Here is a 21,942-nt window from a genome sequence, read left to right on the forward strand (position 1 = left end):
CTCTGTTCGCGTGTGGCGCGGCGCCGGCGCCGCTCCTCCAGGCCGCTCACGCGAGGAGGCTTTGGCTCATGGGGCCCTCACCTCTGGAGGTCAATCCGTTATGGCGGATGAGCTGTCAGGCGCAGTCGCTCTTCACGCGTCATGTTCGCCCCGCGTCGATGTAGGCGAATGTGCTTGACCAGCGGGAGCTCACGGGGGGGCACCCACATGCAACGATGATGCAGTGAGACAAAAAGCTTGCGTAATCCAGTATGGTGGCTTATCGTCCACCATAACGGAATCCCCACGGAGTTGACACCGGCCCATCGAATGCAGCGTGCTCATAGCGCTTTTTAGGGCGCACATTTTGCGCGAATTTGCGTGGATTGAGTCGCTTGGCGGTGTGGAGCGGTGATCGGCGCGGGGTTCTGCCGAGTCATTCTTTGGGGGGGACAACCCAACGGAGAGAACGAACCATGAACGCTTCGAAGAGCATCTTTGCAAGCGCGCTGCTGCTAGGCGCGACCATGATGATGATCGGCGCCGGATGCGGCGATGACGATGGGACCACCACCTCCTCCACGACGACGAGCTCGGCGTCGGGCACGGGCGGCGAAGGCGGCGAAGGCGGCGAAGGCGGCGCCGGCGGCGAGGGTGGCGCGGGTGAGGGCGGCGGCACCGGCGGCGAGGGTGGCGCGGGCGAGGGCGGCGGCACCGGCGGCGCGGGTGGCGAGGGTGGCGCGGGCGGCGGCACCGGTGGTGCCGGCGGCGCTGGCGGCGCTGGCGGCGCCGGCGGCGCGGGCGGCGCGGGCGGCGCCTGAGACGAGCGCGTCGATAGCGGCCATCCCTCGCCGAGCCCGCGGTACGGCAGGCGGGGGATAGGCCGTTGGAGCGCCACTCATCACCTCCCGTCCCCATGCGTCTTCGCGGCTGCATGGCTCGGTCGGGCGTTGTTCGGCGCTCTATCGCGATGTGCAGGTTCGTGGGATGCTAGCTCGACCGCCAGGCCAGCGCGTTAGGCGTGCGAATGTGCGCTGAAGCGAGCCGAACGACGCGGATGAGCCCGTAGCGCACGAAGTTGCGCCGCGCTGTAGGCTCGGGAATCACGGGTAGGCTGGGAGACGGCAGGTGCTCTGTGTCTTCCCACCGTCCCGTGGTGTCCCGAGCATTTTGATTTCGGAAACTGTGTCTGTCAGCGCCGGCCTCGAGGGGCTGGGTGCAGGACGGCGTCTGCGCTGCTGCCGCGCGCTCTACCGCGCTGCCACGTGTCTTTCGCGCTGCGGCGCGCCTTGTTCGCACGGCCGCATTCCCCTTCGCGCTTGTACGCATCTCGGACGGAGCCATGGCGCAGACGCGCTCGCGCTATGCATGTTTTGCGGCCCCTCTGGTGCCAGCGTCATGGATTTTCAGAGGGGATGGCCCTTCGCGATGTGAGCTTTGCCCGCGGCGCCCCCGCGAAGCCTCGCTGAAGCTCTCCCCTTCCTGGCGGGGGATCCTGTCGGGCGGCGGGACGGACCCGGACGCACCCCGCTGCAGCGGGGCTAGCGCGCCTCGTTGCAGCGCCGCAACTCGCTCGTGGGGCTAGCGTCGCGGTTGCACGCACGGAGTTCCTCGGTGAGGCGAGCGACCTCGTCGGCGAGGGCTTCATTGCAGCGACGGAGCTCGCGCGAGGTGCTCTGCGCGTCGCGGTGGCGCAACGCGTTGTGCACGGCCACCGCCGCCTGCGATGCGAGGAGGCCGCAGAGCTCGACCTGGCCGGCGCGGAACGCGCCAGCGGTCGCGCCGTTCTCCGCGTAGAGCACGCCGGTGAGGCGGCCCTGATGCGTCATGGCGAGGCACAGGATCGACCTGAGGCCGCCCTCGAGCAGGTAAGGGTCGTCCGCGAACCGTTCGTCCAGGGCCGCGCTGGTGAGGGCGATCGGCTGCTGTGTCTGGGCGACGTGCTGGACGACGCTCGCGGCGAGATCGGCGGTGGAATCGAGCGGCGTCGCGGGTCCGAGGCGGACCCCTCCGCGGTCGCCGTCGAGCTCGGCCTCGATGGTCAGCGCGCCGTCGCGCGCGAGGACCAGCACGGCGCGCTGCGCCCCCGCGCTCTCGCTCAGGGCCCGGAGGAGCCGCTCGAAGAGGCGCTCCAGGACGAGCTCCCCGCAGAGCGCGCGCGAGACGCGGAGGAGGGCGAACGCGTCGAGCGACGTGGGGCGCTCCGTGCTCGCCGGGAGTGAGGACTCCGGCGGACGGCTCTGCTGCCCGACGAGCGCGGCGCGCGCCACGAGGTGCGGGTACTTTCGCGACAGCTGTCGCGCTTTGGCCTGCGCGCCCCACCGCAGATAGCCCTCGTGGGCGTCGGCCATGTAGACGTGGGCGATCCTCTCCCTGCCGCTCGCCAGGTGGAACTTCGCGCAGAGCTCGCTGGCGAGCGCCTCGTCCCGGACGAAACCGTTCACCTTCGCCGACTCGATCGCCTGATCGTAGAGCTTCATCGCCGCGAGCTCCTCGCCGGCGGCGCGCGCGGACTCCGCGCGGAGGAGGAGGTGCTTGTGACGGTAGTTGTCCGGGCACCGCTCGCCCCACTCCGAGAACCGATCCCGGTAGCTCGCCACCGAGACGGTGGTCAGCTGCCGGCCGCGCGCCAGCGCGGGCGAGAGCAGCGTCAGGCAGGTGTAGAAGAACACCTCTGTCGCGAGGTGATCGTCGACGCCGCCCTGCATCCTCGCCTCGGCCAGCGAGCCCATCCGCAGCGCCCCCTCGTAGTCCTCGTTGAGGAAGCAGATCTGCTGCCGCAGCGCGTAGTGGACGCGCGCGGCGGCGCCGTGCGCAGGCGCCGAGAGCTTCGCTTCATCCGCTGCGTCGTCGAGATCACCGTGGCTGGGCGGGCGGGACGCGCCGGCGCGCGTCGCGTCCATCAGGTCGTCGAGCGCGCGGCGCACCCCGGTCAGCGCGAGGGCGGCGAGCTCCTCCCGCGCGCGCCGCACCAGCGAGAGGAATCCGTCGACCTCGGCCCGCACCGCCTCGCACTCGTCGCCGAGCCCGAACCGAACGAGCGCCGTGTGGACGCACGCCTGGGACAGATAGGTGAGATCGCCCGTCCTGTGCCCCGCCTCGAGCGCGGCCTGGAAGAGATCGAGGCTGGAAAGGAGATGATCGGTGAAGACGCTGACGTGGGCCCCGAGCACGACGCGCAGCCGGCACGAGAGCTCGGGCTGGCCGGACCTCTCGTTCATCTCGAGCGCGAGCTGGCCGAGCTCGTAGGCCTCGTCGTAGCGGCGGAGCACCCGCGCGGCGACCCAGGCGTAGGCCATGTAGCCGTACGAGGAAACTCCGCCGTGGCCGTGCTCCAGCGACAGGTTGACCTGCCTGGCCGCGATGAGCGACAGGTTGACCTGCCTGGCCGCGATGAACGTGCAGAGCGGCGGGTTCACCGTTGCGGCGGGGAGCATGAGGGCCATGAGGAGCCGGAGCGCCGCGCGGGTCCGGGCGTCCGACGCCTCGGGCTCGTCAAGCAGATCCTTGAGCCGGCGCGTGCCGAGCGCGGCGCGCGCGGCCGCGAGCTCGGCGTCTGCTGCTGCCTTCCGCCCCGGCCCGTCCTCGGGGAGGGGGACGCCGAGCATCGCGAGGGCCGTCTTTCCGAGCGCCACCGCCTCGTCGAGCCGGCCCTGCGTTGTGTACACGGCGATGCGCAGCTCGTGCGCCCTGGCCCGCTCGAGATCCGAGCGCGCCTCCGCCGCGAGCACGTCGAGCAGCGCCTCCGCGCGCTCGAGCCGGCCGCCGAGGTGCGCGCACTCGGCCGCCTCCGCGTGCAGCGAGAAGGCGATCTCGTGGTCTCGCTTGAAGCTCCCGTCCGGCAGCGCCGCGATCCCGGCCTCGAAGAGATCGGCGGCCGCCGGGGTCGCGCCCCGCTCCCTCGCCTTGCGGCCCGCGGCGAGGTTCATCGCGGCGAGCGCCGCCCGCTCGCGCGGCTCGACGATCAAGGGCGCGCCGAGGTTCAGGTGGTGCGCGGCCTCGAAGAGCGCCTCGTCCGAGCGCTCGCGCTGTGATCGCGCCTCGGCCATACGCCCGAGGCGCAGGTGGACCGCGCGCCGCTCCGCGTCAGGGAGGGCGGCGTAGGCGTCGATGTCGACCTTCAGCACCTGCGCACGCGCAGTGCGCTCGTCAGCGGGCTTGCAGAGCAACTTCATCGCCATCTCCGAGGCGATCGCGGGGGGCGCCGGCGGCGAGGGCGGGGCTGGCGCGGGGGGGGGCCGCGCAGTCGCGCCTTCGCTCGCAGGGAGCTCCGTCGTGATCGTAGATGGGTGGGGGATCATGGAGCGGCCGGCGCCCGCGGTCGCGGGCTCCTCCAGCGGGAATACGTCCGCCGGAGTCGGGTGGCAGCATCCTACCTTAAGTGGGCGTGGGTGCGCTACGGTGGTAGACGCCCGTCTTTCCGTTCTGCGCGCGCCGACGGCCACCCGCGGAGCCGGGGGGGGAGGGCGGCCTCGGGGTCCGCGCGGGCGCCCCGCCCGGGGCTCGCGGCTCCCGACGCCCCGGCGTCAGGGCCGCCCCGGCGTCAGGGCCTTGCGCGCGAGCAGCCTGCCCCATCGCCTGCGCCTCGCCGGACCAGGCGACGTTCAAGATGCCAGTCGCCCGCGCCTCGACGGCAGCGGCGAGCGACTCGACCGTATTCGACAATCGATGATCTGGATACGGAACAGGCGGTGTCCAGGGCGAGAGATGCCCTATCCATCTCTGTCGGCGCGCGCGTGTCAGCGCGCGAGTCGAACGATCGCGCGACCGGGGTCGAATGGCCGGCTCGCCCTGGAGCGACGGGGCGAAGAGGACATGAGGCGGCGCCGAACGAACGCGTCCTGCTGCCCCGGATGAGCCCGCATCCAGCGAGAAAAGTTTGGAGTTTTCAACTTCGCGAGAAGCTTGAAAGGCGCGGGCCATGGTCCGCATCCTGCAATGTTTCCAGTGTGCCCGCGTCGAGGCGGGAGAGGAGATTCAGTATGTGGTCTGTCTTGAGAGCACGGAGCGCCCTCTGCGGCGTCATCTGCTGTGGCGCCGGGTGTATGTCCTCGGAGGCTGCGGACGCTGTGTCGGAGGGCGAACCCGGAGGCGACAGCGGCGGTGCGGCGCGGGCGAACGCCGAGCACGCCTCGCCTCCCGGGATGTGCGAGATGGGGGCAGTCGGCCCCGGGGGCGTGTGTCCGGGTGCCGCGGTCGCACCCAGCGGGCGGCTGGCCGGAGCGGCGGGGCTCGGCGACAGCGAACGGGCCGAGCGGGCGTGCCGGCAGAGATCGTTCAGCCGGCAGTATCCTGGCAAGGGCGCGACCCTGCGCGGCTTCACGGTCGACGGCGCCGGGCGCGCGCTGCTCGCCGGCTCCTTCGAAGGGGAGCTGACCTTCGGCAGCACCCGGCTGCGGAGCGCGGGCGCGACGGACGCCTTCGTCGCCGAGCTCGACGCGTGCGGCGCTCCGCTCTGGAGCAAGCAGTTCGGCGACGGCACGGCGCAGAGCGCCATCGACGTGGCCGCGAGCAGCGGGGGTCAGTCGCTCGTGCTCGGCGATTTCTCCGGCACGGTCCGCTTCGGCGCGCACCGGCTCACGGCGGCGTCGCCCTCGGGCGCGGACCTGTTCCTCGCGAAGCTCGGCCCGCGCGGCGCGGCGAGCTGGGCGGCGCAGATCTCCGCGGAGGAGGACGCGATCCTGAGCGGCACGGCGCTCGCCGCCGATGGCCGCGGCGGCGCGCTCGTGCTCGGCAGGCTGGAGGGGGCCGCGAAGGTCGCCGGCGCGCGGATCGAGCGGCGGGCGATCGGCGCCTTCGTCGTCCGGCTCGACGCCTCGGGTCGCTTCGCGTGGGTCAGCCTGCCGCCGAGCGGCTCCGACAGCGACGAGATCGGCATCGAGGTCGACCGCGACGGGAACGCGATCCTCGCGAGCCAGGACGGGCGGGGCACGGCGACGTTCGTGACCAAGCTGGACCGGAACGGAGAGCTCGTGTGGCACAAGCGGTTCCGTGGCTCGCCGGATCAGCTCGAGGAGGCGTACGACCTCGCCGTGGATCCAGAAGGCGCCGCGTTGCTCTCCGGCAGCGGCGTCTTCGGCGAGCCCGATCTGCCGGGCGGCCCGCGGCCGTTCGTCGCCAAGATCGGCCCGGATGGCCGTGTGATCTGGGTGAAGCGCTTCGACGCGCGGAGCCCCCGCCGCATCACGGCGAGCGGCGAGCGCGTGGTGCTGGCAGGCGATGCGCTGTGCGCGTCGGCGGATGAGCCGGCGTCGTGCAGCGCGTGGGCGGCCGAGCTCAGCTCCAGCGGAGAGGAGCAGTGGACCCGGCGCATCGGCGCGGACGTCCACGTCTCCGGGCTGGAGATGGACCCGTGGGAGAGCCCGATGCTGGCCGGGTCCTTCCAGGGCACGATGGCGCTCGGGGACGAACGCCTCTCCAGCGACCAGGGCGCGCTCTTCCTGACCCGCTTGCCGGACCCGGGCTGACCGCGCGCGGGCGCTCGGGTCCTGCCGGAGAGATCGCCTGGCAAGCGCCCGGCGCCGGTAGACGGCGCGGCGCTGGCCCGGCTCACACGCCGAGCGCGCGGCGGACGGCGTCGACGATCTCCTCGGGGGTGCCGCCGACGTCGACGCGGATCGCGTCCTCGGGCGGCTCCAGCGCGGCGAGCTGCGTCGAGAGGAGGCCGGGGGGCATGAAGTGATCCTTGCGCGCCGAGAGGCGCGCGGCGATCAGCGCTGGATCGCCGGTCAGGTGCACGAGGCGCATCCGCGCGGGGTCGACGAGCAGCTGCGCGCGGTGCGCCGCCTTGAGCGCCGAGCAGGCGATCACGGCGCCGCGCCCCTCGTCGAGGAGCTGGCGGATGCGCGCGGTGAGCGCCGCGATCCACGGCGCGCGATCCCGATCGTCGAGCGGCTTGCCGGCACGCATCTTCTCGATGTTGGCGGCGGGATGGAAGTCGTCGGCGTCGACGAGCTCCCATCCGAGCTCGCGCGCAAGGCGCGCCCCGACCGTCGTCTTCCCGGCGCCGCTCACGCCCATCACGAGCACGATCACGGGCGCCGCGCCTCTCCGATGGCTGTCTCTCGCGCTCTCCGCATGGTGGGAGCCATCCTATCATGGGCGGTTCGGCACGCCCCCTGCTGCGCCGGGCGCATGCGTAGGCCTCCGATCCCTGTGGTCCTGTTGCCATTTTCCCTGCTCTGCGCCGGTTGCTCCTCTGGCGGCGCCGAGCCGGAGCCGCGGCCCTCGCCGTCCGGGTGCGCCGATCCGGGCACCGCGGGCTGCGTCGTCGCCTCGGACAGGCAGCGGGCCCGCGCGCCTCGGGTGCCGGAGGCCGACGCCAGGGAGCTCGCCCTCGGCAACACGGCGTTCGCGCTCGAGCTCTACCGCCGGATCGGCGCCGCGCCGGGCAACCTCTTCTGCTCGCCGTACAGCGTGTCGAGCGCGCTGGCGATGACGTACGCCGGCGCGCGCGGGGAAACGGCGGAGCAGATGGCGCGCGCGCTGCGCTTCACGCTGCCGCAAGCGCGGCTCCACCCGGCGTTCAACGCGCTCGACCTCGCGCTCGCGCGCCGCGGCGAGGGCGCCGAGGGGCGGGACGGCAAGGGGTTCCGGCTCCACATGGCCAACGCGATCTGGGGGCAGGTCGGCTCCGCGTTCGTGCCGTCGTTCCTCGACGTGCTGGCGGAGAGCTACGGGGCCGGGCTGCACGTCGTCGACTTCGTCCAGGCGCCCGACGAGGCGCGGGGGATCATCAATGGCTGGGTGGCCGAGCGCACCGAGGACCGCATCAAGGACATCCTGCCAGAAGGCGCCCTCGGGTCCTCGACCCGGCTCGTGTTGACGAACGCCATCTACTTCAACGCTGCCTGGCAGTTTCCGTTCGAGGAGGAGGAGACGACTCCGGGGAGCTTCACGCTGGCGGACGGCTCCGCGGTGTCCGTGCCGATGATGACCAACCACGCGCAGGTCCGTTATGGCGAGGGCGACGGCTACGAGGCGCTGGAGCTGCCCTACGACGGCGGTGAGCTGTCGATGGTGCTCGTGCTCCCGTCGGAGCTCGGCGGCTTCGAGGCGGGGCTCGATCCGGAGCGGCTGGATGGCGTCCTCGCCTCCCTCGGGTCGCGGAGCGTCACGATGGCGCTGCCGCGGTTCAAGATCGCCTCGACCCTGGATCTCGCCCCGCCGCTCGAGGATCTGGGGATGCCCGCCGCCTTCTCCGATCACGCGGATTTCTCGGGGATGAGCGTCCAGGGCGGCCTGTTCATCACCGATGTGCTCCACGAAGCGTTCGTCTCCGTGAACGAGGCGGGCACCGAGGCGGCGGCGGCGACGGCGGTGGTGATCGGCGAGACGTCGGCGCCCGAGCCCGCCGCCATCCGCTTCGACCGCCCGTTCCTCTTCGTCATCCGGGATCGCGCGACGGGCGCGATCCTGTTCGTCGGCCGCGTCGCCGACCCGTCCAGGTAAGAGCGCCGGGTCCGGACGAGCGAGGCATCCTGCGACAGGCGTTGCATCCTGCCTCATGGCGCCGCGTGCCCGCCTCTGAGTGAGGGGGCGCGCGCGCCGCGAGCCCTCCTCAGTAGAGGCGGGGGACGAGCCGCGCGGACGTCCGGCGCGCGTAGTCGTCGTATTCCGGAAAGGTGTCGCGCAGCACGCGCTCCTCGTATCCCATGCGGATGACCTGCAGGATCATCTCGACCGTGTAGATCAGGACCGCGGCGATGGACGGATAGATCAAGATGATTCCCGTCCCCTGGATCAGGGTGGCGAGATAGACAGGGTGGCGCACGAGCCGGTAGGGGCCGCTCGTGATGAGGCGTCGCGCCTCGGGCATGACGCTGAACGACTTGCCCAGCCACCCGATGCTGACCACGGCGAGCGCCATTCCACCGATGATGAACAGCGTGCCAATCACCAGACGGCCGGGCATCGGCGGGGTCTTGGGCAGCCATGCGATGCTCGCCGGCAGCAGGCCGGCGGCGAGCGCGGTGATGCGAGGTACGACGCCGCTCAGCTTGCGTACAGGGCGGAGGCGAACGAGCGTGAACGCCGCGACGAGCAGCAGGTAGACCTCGGTGGCCACGAGCGAGGCCACCGTCGTCCCGTAGGTGAGCCCCCTGGGCCCGCTCCAGAGAAACAGGTGAGCATAGAGTTCGCGCCCGACGAACAGGGCGTTATAGAGCATGAGGACGGCGAGCGGCAGCCGCATCGCGAGGTCGTAGATCACCGCGCCATTCATTGTATCCCCCCTTACTTCGCATCGTGAGAGGGGGCGCGAGCGAGGTCAAGCCAGCAGGGCTTTCGTCGCGTCGGATCCATCATCCATCCACCGCGGGCGCAGCGCGCTTCGACGGCGGCGGGGCCGCGGGACGATCGATGTCTGTCGGAGACAGCGCCTGCGGGGGAGAAGGAGAGTTCAGCCGTATCGGAGCTTGAGGAGGAACACGGTGCCCGAGAGCACGAGGGTGATCGCGTTCGCGACGACGATGGGCACGTCCTGCGTGAGCACGCCGTGAACGAGCCACAGGCCCACGCCGGCGACGAACGCCGCGTACATGCCGACGGAGATCGAGCGTGTGTCGCGCGTGCGCAGGGTGCGCAGCACCTGAGGAAGAAAGGAGATCGTGGTGAGGGTGGCCGCGACGAGCCCGAGCGTGGTCACTGCTGCTGGCGTCATCCGTTCTGTCGTGTCCCTTCGGTTCGCCCGAGGTGCATAGGGGAGGCGTATCCGGAGAGACAGGGAGATAGGGATGTTTTATCGACGCCTCCACGCTTCCACGTGGCGCGGCGTCCACCTTGGGGAGGGCCGCGGCGCTCAGCTGGTCGGCCCGCCGGGGCGCTCACACCGCCTCGACCATCCTCTCCACCGCGTCGCTGATCTCCTGCTCATCCAGCGCCGCGAACCCGAGCCGCAGGAAGGGGCGCTTCTTGCCGTCGAACGCGAACCGCCGCCCCGCGGAGAACGCCACCTTCCGCGCGAGCGCGCGCTCGGCCCAGGCGTCCGCGTCGATCGCGGCGTCCACCTTGGCCCACAGGGCCATACCGCCGGCAGGCACGGCGAAGTCGAGCGCGCCGGGGAGCCGCGCGCGCAGCGACGCGACGAGCCGATCGCGCCGCGCCCGGTAGGCGCGGCGCGCGCGCTGCGCATGGCGCTGCACCTCGCCGTCCTCGAGGAGCTCGGCGACGGCGCGCTCCACGGCGTGGTCGCCCTGCCGGTCGACGAAGGTGCGGTGGAGGGAGAGGCGCTCGACCAGCGGTCCGGGGGCGACCACGAAGCCGATCCGGAGCCCGGGGGCGAGGATCTTGGACAGGGTGCCGATGTAGACGACGACGCCGGCCGTGTCCGCGCTGGCGAGCGGCAGCACCGGGCGGCCGTCGTAGTGGAACTCGTGATCGTAGTCGTCCTCGAGGACCGCGATCCGGCGGGCCCGGCAGAGCTCGAGGAGCGCGATGCGCCTGCCGGGCGCGAGCACCGCGGTCGTGGGGTACTGGTGGTGCGGGGTGACGTAGACGGCGCGCAGGCGCTCCCGCTCTGCGAGCTCCGAGAGCGCGTCGACGGAGAGGCCCGCGGCGTCGACCGGCAGCGGGAGGAGCCGCGCGCCTGCGAGGCGGAGCGCCTCCCACGCGGGGCGGTAACCGTAGGACTCGACGGCGACCGCGTCGCCCGGCGCGATCAGGGCGCGGGCGACGAGGTCGAGCGCCATCTGGCTGCCGCGCGTGACGATTACCGACTCCGGCCCGGCGGCGAGGCCGCGCACCGCCGAGAGCATCGCGGCGAGGGCGGCGCGGAGGCGCTCGTCGCCGCGCGGATCGGCGTAGTCGAGCAGCTGCTTCGACCCGGCGTGCAGCGCGCGGCGGTAGGCGCGCGCCAGCGCCGCGGTCGGGACGAGGCGCATGTCGGGGAGGCCGCCGCTCATGCGGAGCGTGCCGGGCGGGATGATGGGCACGTGCCGGAGCGAGGTCGCGCCGAGATCGAAGCCGAGCCGCGCCGGCACCTCCGCCCGCGCGGCCGCGCGCCGGGCGAAGCCGCGGGGCGCCGGCGCCGGCAGCTCCGCCGAGACGAAGGTGCCGCGCGCGGCGCTGGCCTCGATCCAGCCCTCGGCGGCGAGCTCGCGGTACGCGGCGAGGACGGTGTTGCGATGGACCGACAGGGACCGCGCGAGCGCGCGGCTGCCCGGCAGCTCGGCGCCGGCGCGGAGCCGGCCGCGGCGGATGTCGTCGGCGAGGGCGCGCGCGATCTGGAGGAAGATCGGCTGCGGCGCGGCGGGATCGACCGCGAGGGCGAGCTCCCAGGGCATGTCAGCTGGTCTAGCAGAAATCGGCGAACCGGATCTTTCGAGAGTACCAGGTGCGCGCCAACCTCGGTCCATGCGCAGGGAGATTTTTCGCATGGAGAGGGCGGAGGCCGAGGCGCTCCTCGGTCTCGCGGAGGTGGTCCACCTGGCGTCGACGACGGCGGAGGGCCAGCCGGTCTTGAGGACGGTGCACGGCGTCGTGGTCCGGGGCGCGATCGCGTTCCACGGCGCGCCCGTGGGCGAGAAGACCGAGGCTGTCGGCCGGCCCGCGGTGGTGTCGTGCGAGCAGGTCGTCGCGTCGATCCCGAGCTACTTCACCGATCCGGAGCGGGCGTGCCCGGCGACGACGCTCTACCGGAGCGCGCAGGTCCACGGGGTGATCGAGCGCGTGGACGATCCGGATCACAAGGCCGAGGTGCTGGAGGCGCTGATGCAGAAGTACCAGCCCGAGGGCGGGTACACGCCGCTCGACGCGTCGAGCCCGCTCTACCGCAAGGCGATCGCCGGGATCCTCGTGCTCGCGGTCCCGCTGTCGCGGCTCGACGGCAAGGCGAAGCTCGCGCAGAACCGGACGCCCGAGGAGCGGGCGCGGATCCTCACGAAGCTCTGGGAGCGGGGTGCGCCGGGCGATGCCGCGGCGATCGAGCTGCTCCGCGGCGCTTGCCTGGACACGCCGGTGCCCGAGTTCCTGCAGGCGCCGGCGGGCTGCGTGCTCGCGTGCGCGCTGGGCCAGCGCGACGTGGCAGCGGCCGTCGATCTGCTGGAGGGCGGCTACTGGAACCAGGGCGTGTCGCGCGAGGCGATCGCGCGGGCGCTGCTCGGGTCGTCGGCGTGGGTGGGCGCGCGCGACGCGGCGGGCCGGCTCGTGGCGACGGCGCGGGCGATCAGCGACGGGAGCAGGCGCGCGTGGATGTACGACGTGATGGTCGCCCCCTCGCTGCGGGGCCGCGGCGTGGGTGAGGCGGTGGTGCGGCTGCTGCTCGGGCACCCGGCGGTCCGCGGCGCGAGCCACGTCCACCTGGGCACCCAGGACGCGCACACGTTCTACGCGCGGTTCGGTTTCCGTGACCGCGCGGCGCTGCCGCCGCGGCCGTTCACGTCGACGGAGATGCAGCTCGTCCGCGCGTGAAGCGGCGCTCGGGCGGCCGACGCGGCCGTGCGGAGGCGGCTCATGGCACATTCCGCAACAAGCCATGGCGATGTGTGCCATGCGGTTCGTGTGCACGACGCGAGACGCCGCGGTTTTGTCGGTGTCCGTGCCGGCACACCCGTTGCGTCACCGCTGTCACATGGAACGCACATTCTCCACGTTTGCTCTTGCGCTCATGTCTCTCGCGCCGCTCTGCACGACAATCGCGTGCGGTCCTGCTCCTATGCCGTTCAACGACGACTACCTCGGGGGCAGCGACGATAACCCCGGCGGCAGCGACGATAACCCCGGCGGCAGCGACGATAACCCCGGCGGCAGCGACGACGACCCCAGGGGCAACGACGACGACCCCGGGAGCAACGACGATGACCCGACGAACCCAGAGCAGGCGTCCGTCTGCGAGCCTCGACAGGCCGGGACTTCGGCTGATTTCGAGCTCATTGTGGAGGATTGGCCGGATGATCCGTCCGATGAGTATTCTTACAATCTCGCCGCGCCCTGCCACGTGGAGGCAGTCAGCGCAGCATCGCGCGACCTCGCGTGTACGTACGCAGACGGCACGGTGCACGGCCTGACGCTCACCATTTCCAATCTGCACATCGTCGGTGCTATTCCGGCGAGCGGTCCCGTGTTCCTTCGGGCGGCGCGATATGAGGAGTTCAGCGAGGTCTATCAGTGGTTCGAGGTGCGCGCCGGCTCCGATGTCACGGGCGCGCTGCTCGCGGCAGGCGTTCGCGCTTCGAACTGGACCCCTGATGGCTATTTCACACCGATCGCGATGTTGCCGGCCGCCGAAGAAGGATGTCCCGTAGAAATCCGACGTGAATGCCTGAGCAGCCGCAGATCCCGGATCCAGTTCTGGGTCGACCATGTGCCCGGCGCCTCGATTCTCGACGGTCACGAAGGGGATATCGACGCGAGCGGGGCATACCGTGCGATCGTGGGCACGAGCGTGGACAACTTCGTGAGCGACCCTGGCGCCTGCCACCCGGGCGACGATCCGAGCTACGCTTATGAGTGGCGTGTCTTGATTGGCGCAAAAGCGAGCGGTGGCCCCTAGAACTTCGCCTGGAGCGCGCGGCCACGCCACCGACACAAGCGCCGAAGAGTCGGCCGGCCACCGTCGTGCCCTCTAGCGGCGCTCCCTCGAACGGCGATCAGCGCGCGGCAGCCCGAAACGCAACCGACCAACGTTGCGCTCGCGTGGATTCCGGGCGAAGCACAGCCGAGCCAGCCGCGAACGTTGCGGAGAGGCAGAGGACCCAGCGCGCCACAGTGGATTCGAACCACTGGCCTTCGGCTCCGGAGGCCGACGCTCTATCCAGCTGAGCTAGTGGCGCACTCTCGCGGGTTTCGCGAGGGCCCGGAACCTACCCAAGACCTGGCTCCCGCGCAACCCCTTTCCTGCACCTTTGCGCGCCGCCGCCCCGCCCACCCCGACCCGTCGCTCGCCGAGGGGCCCCGCGCCAGCCGTGGTGCCGCTGCCCGCCCGCCCCGCGAGGGCGGCGTGGCGATGGCCAAAATTTGGCCACCGGCCCGTCTGTCCGGCATTCCCGGGGCATGGATGCCCGTCAGCGAAGCTCCGCGATCCCGGCCCCCGCGCGCGGACCCCTCCCGCTCGCCCTGGCCGTCGCCGCCCTCGCCCTGCCGGCCTGCACCGGCGGGGAGAACGCCACGCCCGAGGGCATCATCAGCCTCTCCGCGGGCGCGGCCCAGAAGTCCGCCGAGAACGACCCCGCCACCCTGCCGCGCCCGGACGGGCCCCGCATCGGCGCCGTGCAGATGGTCGCGCCCATCTACGAGAAGGCGGACCGGCGCTCGGCCAAGCTCGGCTACCTCCGCGCGGGCGGGACGGCGCCCCGCGGGGAGAAGCCCGCCGCGTTCGACGACTGCCAGGGCGGCTACTACCGCGTGCTGCCCGCCGGGTACATGTGCGCGGACAGCGACGCCACGATCGACACGCAGCACCCGATCCTCCGGGCGCTCACGCGGCGGCCCGACCTGTCCAAGCCGATGCCGTACCCGTACGCCTTCGTCCGGGCCATCGCGCCGAACTACTACCGGATGCCGTCCACGAAGGAGCAGCTCCAGTACGAGATGAGCCTGGAGCGGCACCTCCGCAGCTACAAGAAGCTCAAGAAGAAGTGGGACGAGGTCAAGGTCGGCGCCAACGACGTGCCGCTCGACCCCGCGGGCAACGCCGTCGCCGACCCGCCCGCGGAGCCGCCCGAGCTCGGCGACAGCGAGCTCTTCGGCGGCAACGGCAGCGACGAGATCCCCTGGTTCTTCAAGGGCGGGCGGCAGCTCCCGAACATCTCGTCGTTCAAGGTCCCGGGCTACGCGATCATCACCAACCGGATCGCGCGCAAGGCAGGGCTCGCCCTCATCGACACCTTCATGGGCGACGGCGGGCGGCGCTTCGCCCTGACGACCGACGCGCGGCTCGTGCCCACCTCGAAGCTCAAGCCCGCCCGCGGCTCCACGTTCCACGGCGTCGACATGACCAAGGGGTGGGAGCTGCCGCTCGCGTTCGTGCACCGGCAGGACGCGAAGCGCTACGACATCTCCGGCGGCGAGATGGAGAAGGCGGGCGAGCTGCCCTGGCACACCGCCGTGCAGCTCACGGGGCGCTCGAAGAAGGTCGGCGGCGCCCGCCTCGTCGAGGCGAAGGACGGGACGTGGGTGCGCGACTCCGACGTCGCCATCGCGGTGAAGCCCTCGGAGCTGCCGTCGTTCGCGCAGGGGAACGTGAAGTGGATCGACATCTCGATCCTGAGCCAGACGCTCATCCTCTACGAGGGCAGGAAGCCCGTCTACGCCACCGCGGCGGCGACGGGCCGCGACGGGCTCGGCGACCCCAAGAAGACCTTCTCGACCGTGCGCGGGACGTTCCGGATCCGCGACAAGCACGTCACGACGACCATGGACGCGCACGAGGTCGACAACAAGTTCGAGCTCCGCGACGTGCCGTGGGTGCAGTACTTCGAGGCCGGCTACGCGATCCACGCGGCGCCGTGGCACGACGACTACGGCAAGCCGCGCAGCCACGGGTGCATCAACCTGTCGCCGATCGACGCGCGCCGGGTGTTCCTCTGGACCGATCCCCCCGTGCCCGAGGGATGGCACGGGGTCAGCGCGGGGAAGGCCACGGGGGAAGGGACCATCGTCCACATCCATCCCTAGAGCGGAGCTCAGGAAGCGGCGGGGGTCAGTCCTCGTCGGCCTCGGCCTTGAAGCCGCTCTCCTTGATCACCTTGTCCTGCACCATCGGCGGGCAGACCTCCAGGTGCTCGACGTTCATCGTGAACGTGCCTTTGCCCTGGGTCATGCTCTTCAGCTTCGACTCGTACTCGAGCACCTCGGCGAGCGGGACGAACGCGTTCACGATCGTCTGGCTCTCGACCGAGTCCGTGCCGATGATCCTCCCGCGGCGGCTGTTGATGTCGCCGATGATGTCGCCCATCGCGACGCTCGGCACCGTCACCGAGAGCCGCACGATGGGCTCGAGCAGCACCGGCGCGCACTGCGCGGCGGCGGCCTTGAAGGCCTTGCTGCCCGCCATCTGGAACGCCGCGTCCGAGGAGTCGACGTCGTGGTACTTGCCGTCGAAGAGCCGGACCTTGACGTCGATCATCGGGTAGCCCGCCAGGACGCCCTTCGACATCGACTTGACGATGCCCTTCTCGACCGAGGGGATGAACTGCCGCGGCACGGCGCCGCCCACGACCGCGTCCTCGAAGACGAAGCCGCCGCCGCGCGGCAAAGGCTCCATGTCGATGTAGCAGACGCCGAACTGGCCATGTCCGCCCGTCTGCTTCTTGTGCTTGCCCTCGATGTTCGTGGCCTTCTTCGAGATCGTCTCCTTGTAGGCGATGTGCGGCGGGCCGAGCCGACAGTCGACCCCGACGCGCCGGCGGATGCGCTCCACCGTGATCTCGAGGTGCAGGGCGCCGAGGCCCGAGACGACGAGCTCGCGGGTCGACGCGTCCTGGTGCACGCTGAGCCCCGGGTCCTCCTCGGTCAGCCGGTAGAGCGCGTTGCCGACCTTGTCCTCGCCGCCCTTGGCGTCGAACCGCACGCCGCGCGAGAAGAGGGCCGGCGGCAGCTCCGGCGCGGAGAGCAAGAACGGGTGCTTCTCGTCCGAGAGCGTGTGCCCGCTCAGCGTCGCCTTCAGCTTGTGCAGCGCCACGATGTCCCCGGCGCGCGCCTCGTCCACCTGCTTGTGGTCCTTGCCCACCACGCTGTGGATCTTCCCGAGCCGCTCCGAGCCGCCCGTGCTCGCGTTGAGCATCGTGGCGTCGGGCCGGAGCACGCCGGAGAGCACGCGCACGAACGAGGTGCGGCCGGCGTGCGGATCGATCGAGGTCTTGAAGACGAACGCCGCGGCCGGGGCCTCCGCCGACGACGGCCGCTCCGCGGCCTGCGGCGCGGCGCCGGGCTTGCCGGTCGGGACGACGCCGCTCCAGGCCGGGTGCTCGGCCGGCGGCGGCACGAGCTCGACGATGCCGTCGAGCAGCGCGGCGACGCCGCTCGGGCGGACCCCGGAGGCGAAGTAGACAGGGATCAGCGCCCCCCGGCGGACCGCGGCGCGGAGCCCTTGGTCGAGCTCCTCCTGCGTGAGATCACCCTCGGTCAGGTACCGCTCGGTGAGCTCGTCGTCGCTGCCGGCGACGTCGTCGACGAGCTTCCCCCGGGCCTTCTCGATGGCGCCCGCGGCGTCGGCCGGCACGGGAGCGCCCGCGGCCGTGGCGGGCGCCTCGGGCTTGTCGAGCCAGGCCTTCTTCGTCCGGATGGCGACGACCCCCCGGTGCTGGAGCCCCTCGCCGACGCGCTCCTCCATCACCGCGAGCGGCGCCTTGAGGCGCGCGCGCACCTCGGCGAGCACCTCGTCGGGCCGGGCGTTCTCGGCGTCGACCTTCGTGACGACGATCATGCACGGTAGCTTTGCGTCCCTCACCCAGCCGAAGACGCGCTCGGTGATCGGCTGCACGCCGTCCTTGCCGCTCACGACGAGGACGGCCGCGTCGACCGCCGCGAGGGCGAGCCGCGTCTCGGCGAGGAAGCTGCCCTCGCCCGGCGTGTCGACGAGGTTGACCTTCTTCCCTGCCCAGGAGAGGTGCGCGACGCTCGCCTCGAACGAGCAAACGTGCTCTTTTTCCTCGGCGGTCTCGTCGAGGACACTCGACTTGTCGTCCACCTTGCCGAGCTTGGCCGTCGCCTTGGCGACGTACAGCATGGCCTCGGCAAGCGATGTCTTCCCAGCCCCCTTGTGTCCGATGATTGCAACGTTCCTGATGTCCCCTGCCTCAGTCGTTGTCATCCCTCGTTCGTACCAATCCCCGTCGAGATCGAGAAGGCCGGCACGCGATTTTTGCGGCGCTTTCCTCGAGGCAGGAGGTCAGCGAAGCCGGGCAGCGAGTCGCTCACCCGAGCTCTGCCGCGACGCGCTGCGGCGTGCTCTGGCGATCTGCGCTTGTCCGGCGCTGCCTGAGTGGAGCGCTCGCCCGGGAGCTCGGCGCACGAAATGAGCACTCTCCGCCTCGCGCTCCAGATGGTCCTCGGTATAGCGCTACCGTTCGCGCTGCAGCGCTGGGACCGACGGCGGCTCACGCCCGAGCAGCGCGCAGCTTGCTGGAACGGAGCGACCTGGGGCGCGGCCCTCTATGCGTTCGGCCCGCTGTCCATGCTCGGGTGGTGCTGGGTCACGCGCGGCGTCCAGCACGGGCGGCCGGGGGCGCGTGGAACACACGGAACAGCGCGCTTCCGCGCGCTGAAGGCGCTCGGGCTCGGCACGGCGTCCGCCGCAGCGCTCGTCCTGATCCTGAGCGGCGTCGATTACCTGGTCGCGCTCGCATTGGGGCTCCCGCCGTGAGCCGCGTGGCTGGCACGTGGCACGCATGGAAGCGATGTCCATGGCTCGATGGCGCATGACAGGTGCCGCGGATGCCGCTGATGGAGATGGCTGCAGGCCGGCCGGCCGGCCAGCTGGCCGGCCAGTCAGCCGCGCCCAAATGCGTGAAGAACGGACATTTTCGTGCCCGAGTGTCACTAGACGACACGTCATGGACGCGATAGCAGCACTCTGAATCTGTTATTCATGGGACAGGCTTTGACTCTGTCCGCGGAGCTCGCGGACACACACCGAGGCAGTGCGTTGACGTCGCTGAAGCCCAGAGAAGAGGATCGCGCGGCCGCACGGGAGCGGACCGACGCTGGACGTGCGCCGCGGGCGGCCGAGGGCGGCCCGGGGTGGCAAGAGATCGTCGCCGGCAGGTACGCGGTGGAGACCCGGATCGGCGCCGGCGGCGTGGGCGTCGTCCAGCTCGCCACCGATCGCCTGTCGGGCCAGCGCGTCGCGCTCAAGCGCGTCGATCCGAGGCTCGTCGAGAACAGGCACGCCGTCGATCGGCTGCTCCGGGGCGCCCGCGCCGCGCGCGCGCTCAAGGGCAGGTACGTCGCGCGGATCCTCGACGTCGGGGTCGAAGGTGGCGCGCCGTTCGTGGTCAGCGAGTACCTGGAGGGCTCCGACGTCACGAGCTACCTGCGGCGCCGCGGGCCGATCCGGGTCAGGGAGGCGGTGAAGTACCTCCTGCAGATCTGCGAGGCGGTCGCCGAGGCGCACGGCATCGGGATCCTCCACCGGGACATCAAGCCCGAGAACCTCTTTCTCAGCTTCGGCGACGGCGCCCCGAGCGTGAAGGTCCTCGACTTCGGGGTGTCGGCCGTCGCCTGCGGCGTCGAGAGCGAGGGGCCGAACGCCGCCTCGGGCGCCATGCGGACGTCGCTGCTCTTCATGGCGCCGGAGCAGATGCGGTCGGCGGGCGGCATCGACGAGCGCGCCGACATCTGGTCGATCGGCGCGGTCGCCTACGCGCTGCTCTGCGGGGCGAGCCCGTTCGATGCGCCGAGCGAGCTCGAGATCTGCACCAAGGTCCTGACCGAGCCGCCCGCGCCCTTTCCGGCGGGCGTCGAGCCCCCGGAGCTGCGGGCCCTCCTGCTGCGCTGCCTCGCCAAGGACCCGGAGGCGCGCCCCTCGGACGTCGCGAAGCTCGCGTTCGCGCTCGCGCGCTTCGGGGGCGAGGGCGCGGAGGACGCGGCCGAGCGCGTGTGGGAGGCGCTCCGGGCGGACGAGACCGTCCGCATGGCGACGCCTGCTCCGGTCGCCGCGGACGAGTGGGAGGCCGACACGCTGGCGGACCTGCCGAGGATGTCGCCCGACGATCTCATGAGCGACCTCGAGACGACGGCCAAGTGGGAATCTCCCGCGGGCCGTCTGTCCGACGTCACGCTGGTGTCGCACGCGGGGGCGGCGTGGGACGGCGGCGATCAGCTCCGGGCGAGCCGGACGCCGCCCCCGCCGGTCCTGACGCTGAGCCCGCCGGAGCGCCGCTCCGATCTTCAGGCGGGCGGGCCAGGGAAGCCGCCGACCGCCGAGGACACGCCCGTTCCGCTCGGCCGCAAGGTCGTGCACCGCGTCAGCGACGGCGCGGCGCCTCGCGTCACGCCGGTGCTCGCGGCGCGTGCGCTGGCCGAGACCGATGCGGAGCGGCTCACGGTGGTGCGCCGGGGGCCGTCCCCGTGGCCCCGGCGGCTCGCGATCGCGTTCGCGCTGTTCGGGATGCTCGCGGGGATCGGCGGCGTGTGGCTCGTGCAGATGCGCACGCTCGACGGCGGCGGGAGCGCGCTGCTTGCGGCGAAGGGGCTGGCGAAGCGCGCGGTCCAGGAGGCGCGCTCGTCGGTGGTGGAAAGGCGATCGAGCGCGGCCGCTCCTGCCGCGCCGGAGCCCTCGCCCGAGCCCCCGGCGGCCGAGCTGGTTCCCGCGAGCGCCGTGGGCCCGGACAGCGAGGCGCCGCGGGTGGCGCAAGCGCGAGGGGCCCGTCTCGACGCGCGACGCCCCGAGGTCATCTACGACGAGGTCGAGCGCGAGCGGCGGCGGCGGCGCGAGAAGCTCGAGCGCGAGCGGGCGTGGCGTGAGGCGACCACCCGCGCGCGGCAAGAGCGCGACGCGTCCCGGCGCGAGCCGCCGCGGCCCGAGGAGGGCGCGGTCGGGCCGGCGCAGCCCGCCGAAGGCGCGCGCGCGCCGCAGCAACCCGCGGAGAGCGACGGCGCGCAGCGACCTCAGGCGAGCGACGGCGGGTGACGTCCTCGGGCCGGCGGTTCGCCTGCCTGGTATAAGGCGGCCCGTGTCAGGGATGAGTCGAGGAGGTTTCGCGCTCGCCCGCGCGGCGGGCGCCGCGCTCGCCGTGTCTGCGGCGGCGGTCGGCGCTCCTGTGCGCCCTGCGAGCGCCGCGCTCGCCGTGTCTGCGGCGGCGGTCGGCGCTCCTGTGCGCCCTGCGAGCGCCGCGCCGCAGGCCGCGCAGCAGGCGCCGCGGATCGCGCCGGAGCACCTGCCGTACGGCGCGGCGGGGTGGGCCGCGTCGGGCTGGGGCGGCGTGCGCGGCGTGACGATCGGGCCGATCGAGAACCTGCGGCACCCGGGCCGCGGCTACGGCACCGCGGCGAGCGGGCGGGCGATGGATGAGGCGGTCGCCATGGGCGCGACGTGGGTCAGCCTGACCCCGTTCGGCCGCGTGTGGGACGGCAAGGGCACGGGCGTCGATCTCGTCTTCGAGGCGCCGTTCGAGGAGAACCGGCGCAACGTGCTCGCGGCGATCGCGCAGGCTCACGCGCGCGGGCTCAAGGTGCTGCTCGTTCCGCACCTCTGGGTCGAGAGCGGCGAGTGGCGGGCCCTGATCGATCCCGGGGACGACGCCGGCTGGGCGCGCTGGGCCGAGTCGTACCGCCGGTTCCTGCTCACGTGGGCCGCGGTCGCGCGCGAGGGAGGCGCGGAGATGCTCAGCGTGGGCGTCGAGCTGCGGAGCTGGGTGACGACGCCGCGGGCGGCGAGCTTCCTGCCGATCATCGAGGCGGTGCGCCGTGTGTATCCGGGGCTGCTCACCTACTCGGCGAACTGGGACGACGTCGAGCACACGCTGATCTTCGACGCGCTCGACCTCATCGGCATCAACGCGTTCTACCCGCTGGCGGAGCGCGAGGGCGCGTCGTTCGAGGAGCTCCTGCGCGGCGGGCGCAAGGTGGCGGCCGGGGTGGACGCCGTGGCGCGCGCGTGGGGCAAGCCGATCCTGCTGACGGAGATCGGCTACACCACGCGGCGCGATCCCGCCGTGCGCCCGTGGGAGTGGCCCGACCGCATGAAGGGCGTGGTGGTCGACCAGCGCTCGCAGGCCGAGGCCTACGCCGCGGTGATCGCGCCGTTCCTCGACGCGCGCACGTGCGCCGGCTTCTTCGTCTGGCGGCTCTACGCCGATCCGGACGACGTCTCGCAGGAGGCCGAGTGGGGCTTCTCGCCGAGGGGCAAGCTCGCGGAGCTCGTGCTGCGCGACGCCTTCGCCGCCCGCTGGGCCGCCGACGGCCCCCGGCTGCCCGGCGACGCGCTCGGCAGACACCGCGCCCGCACCCCGGGGCTCTTCGGCTGGGAGCTCGATCCCGACGAGCCTGGGGGCCCGTTCCCGTAGCCGGATGAGCGGACGAGCC

Annotated in this window: 15 protein-coding genes and 1 tRNA gene; 9 read left to right on the top strand and 7 right to left on the bottom strand. The window is 72.1% G+C overall.

Annotated elements, in window-relative coordinates:
* Window positions 1-455: 455 nt before the first annotated feature.
* A complete protein-coding gene (locus tag WMF11_RS07285; RefSeq protein ID WP_437976919.1) occupies window positions 456-800 on the top strand; it encodes a hypothetical protein in 345 nt (114 codons plus the stop codon).
* A gap of 720 nt (window positions 801-1,520) precedes the next feature.
* On the opposite strand, the gene WMF11_RS07290 is transcribed toward WMF11_RS07285, so the two are convergent.
* Window positions 1,521-4,154 (bottom strand): GAF domain-containing protein, encoded by a 2,634-nt coding sequence (locus WMF11_RS07290; protein ID WP_437976920.1) that lies wholly within the window; start codon window positions 4,152-4,154, stop codon window positions 1,521-1,523.
* Window positions 4,155-5,132: 978 nt separating this feature from the next.
* On the opposite strand from WMF11_RS07290, the gene WMF11_RS07295 reads away from it, so the two are divergent.
* Window positions 5,133-6,446, top strand: coding sequence for a hypothetical protein (locus WMF11_RS07295; protein WP_437976921.1), 1,314 nt, complete (start codon window positions 5,133-5,135; stop codon window positions 6,444-6,446).
* A gap of 82 nt (window positions 6,447-6,528) precedes the next feature.
* Here the strand turns inward: WMF11_RS07295 and WMF11_RS07300 are convergent, their stop codons facing one another.
* Complete coding sequence (locus WMF11_RS07300; RefSeq protein WP_437907715.1) at window positions 6,529-7,014, bottom strand: gluconokinase; 486 nt, start codon at window positions 7,012-7,014, stop codon at window positions 6,529-6,531.
* 99 nt (window positions 7,015-7,113) lie between these two features.
* Between WMF11_RS07300 and WMF11_RS07305 the strand changes: the two genes are divergently transcribed.
* Window positions 7,114-8,430: a serpin family protein gene (locus tag WMF11_RS07305; RefSeq protein ID WP_437907716.1), complete on the top strand. Its 1,317-nt coding sequence runs from the start codon at window positions 7,114-7,116 to the stop codon at window positions 8,428-8,430.
* A gap of 109 nt (window positions 8,431-8,539) precedes the next feature.
* Here WMF11_RS07305 and WMF11_RS07310 read toward each other — a convergent pair whose 3' ends face one another.
* The 3 genes from WMF11_RS07310 to WMF11_RS07320 all read right to left on the bottom strand — a co-directional run bounded on the left by WMF11_RS07310 (window position 8,540) and on the right by WMF11_RS07320 (window position 11,261).
* Window positions 8,540-9,202 carry a methyltransferase family protein gene (locus WMF11_RS07310; RefSeq protein ID WP_437550435.1) on the bottom strand — a complete coding sequence of 221 codons (663 nt, stop codon included), beginning with the start codon at window positions 9,200-9,202 and terminating at the stop codon, window positions 8,540-8,542.
* Between the two features lie 177 nt (window positions 9,203-9,379).
* Complete coding sequence (locus WMF11_RS07315; protein ID WP_437976922.1) at window positions 9,380-9,640, bottom strand: SemiSWEET transporter; 261 nt, start codon at window positions 9,638-9,640, stop codon at window positions 9,380-9,382.
* 163 nt (window positions 9,641-9,803) lie between these two features.
* Window positions 9,804-11,261, bottom strand: a complete 1,458-nt coding sequence (locus WMF11_RS07320; protein ID WP_437976923.1) for a PLP-dependent aminotransferase family protein — start codon at window positions 11,259-11,261, stop codon at window positions 9,804-9,806.
* Window positions 11,262-11,352: 91 nt separating this feature from the next.
* Between WMF11_RS07320 and WMF11_RS07325 the strand changes: the two genes are divergently transcribed.
* Both WMF11_RS07325 and WMF11_RS07330 read left to right on the top strand, forming a co-directional pair.
* Window positions 11,353-12,387 (top strand): GNAT family N-acetyltransferase, encoded by a 1,035-nt coding sequence (locus WMF11_RS07325; RefSeq protein ID WP_437976924.1) that lies wholly within the window; start codon window positions 11,353-11,355, stop codon window positions 12,385-12,387.
* A 244-nt stretch (window positions 12,388-12,631) separates the two neighbouring features.
* Window positions 12,632-13,468 (top strand): hypothetical protein, encoded by an 837-nt coding sequence (locus tag WMF11_RS07330; protein ID WP_437976925.1) that lies wholly within the window; start codon window positions 12,632-12,634, stop codon window positions 13,466-13,468.
* A gap of 206 nt (window positions 13,469-13,674) precedes the next feature.
* Here the strand turns inward: WMF11_RS07330 and WMF11_RS07335 are convergent.
* Window positions 13,675-13,748: transfer RNA gene (locus WMF11_RS07335), tRNA-Arg, on the bottom strand.
* A gap of 220 nt (window positions 13,749-13,968) precedes the next feature.
* Between WMF11_RS07335 and WMF11_RS07340 the strand changes: the two genes are divergently transcribed.
* Window positions 13,969-15,591 carry a L,D-transpeptidase gene (locus WMF11_RS07340; protein WP_437976926.1) on the top strand — a complete coding sequence of 541 codons (1,623 nt, stop codon included), beginning with the start codon at window positions 13,969-13,971 and terminating at the stop codon, window positions 15,589-15,591.
* 25 nt (window positions 15,592-15,616) lie between these two features.
* Here WMF11_RS07340 and fusA read toward each other — a convergent pair whose 3' ends face one another.
* Window positions 15,617-17,728, bottom strand: coding sequence for an elongation factor G (gene fusA / locus WMF11_RS07345; protein WP_437976927.1), 2,112 nt, complete (start codon window positions 17,726-17,728; stop codon window positions 15,617-15,619).
* Between the two features lie 204 nt (window positions 17,729-17,932).
* Here fusA and WMF11_RS07350 point away from each other — a divergent pair, with 204 nt between their 5' ends.
* The 3 genes from WMF11_RS07350 (at window position 17,933) to WMF11_RS07360 (ending at window position 21,923) form a co-directional block, all read left to right on the top strand.
* Window positions 17,933-18,280, top strand: coding sequence for a transcriptional regulator (locus WMF11_RS07350; protein ID WP_437976928.1), 348 nt, complete (start codon window positions 17,933-17,935; stop codon window positions 18,278-18,280).
* Between the two features lie 282 nt (window positions 18,281-18,562).
* Window positions 18,563-20,548 carry a serine/threonine-protein kinase gene (locus WMF11_RS07355; RefSeq protein ID WP_437976929.1) on the top strand — a complete coding sequence of 662 codons (1,986 nt, stop codon included), beginning with the start codon at window positions 18,563-18,565 and terminating at the stop codon, window positions 20,546-20,548.
* Window positions 20,549-20,600: 52 nt separating this feature from the next.
* Window positions 20,601-21,923: a glycoside hydrolase family 113 gene (locus tag WMF11_RS07360; protein ID WP_437976930.1), complete on the top strand. Its 1,323-nt coding sequence runs from the start codon at window positions 20,601-20,603 to the stop codon at window positions 21,921-21,923.
* Window positions 21,924-21,942: the final 19 nt, after the last annotated feature.

This window comes from Sorangium sp. So ce295, from assembly GCF_051527405.1.
Lineage (GTDB): Bacteria > Myxococcota_A > Polyangia > Polyangiales > Polyangiaceae > Sorangium > Sorangium cellulosum_B.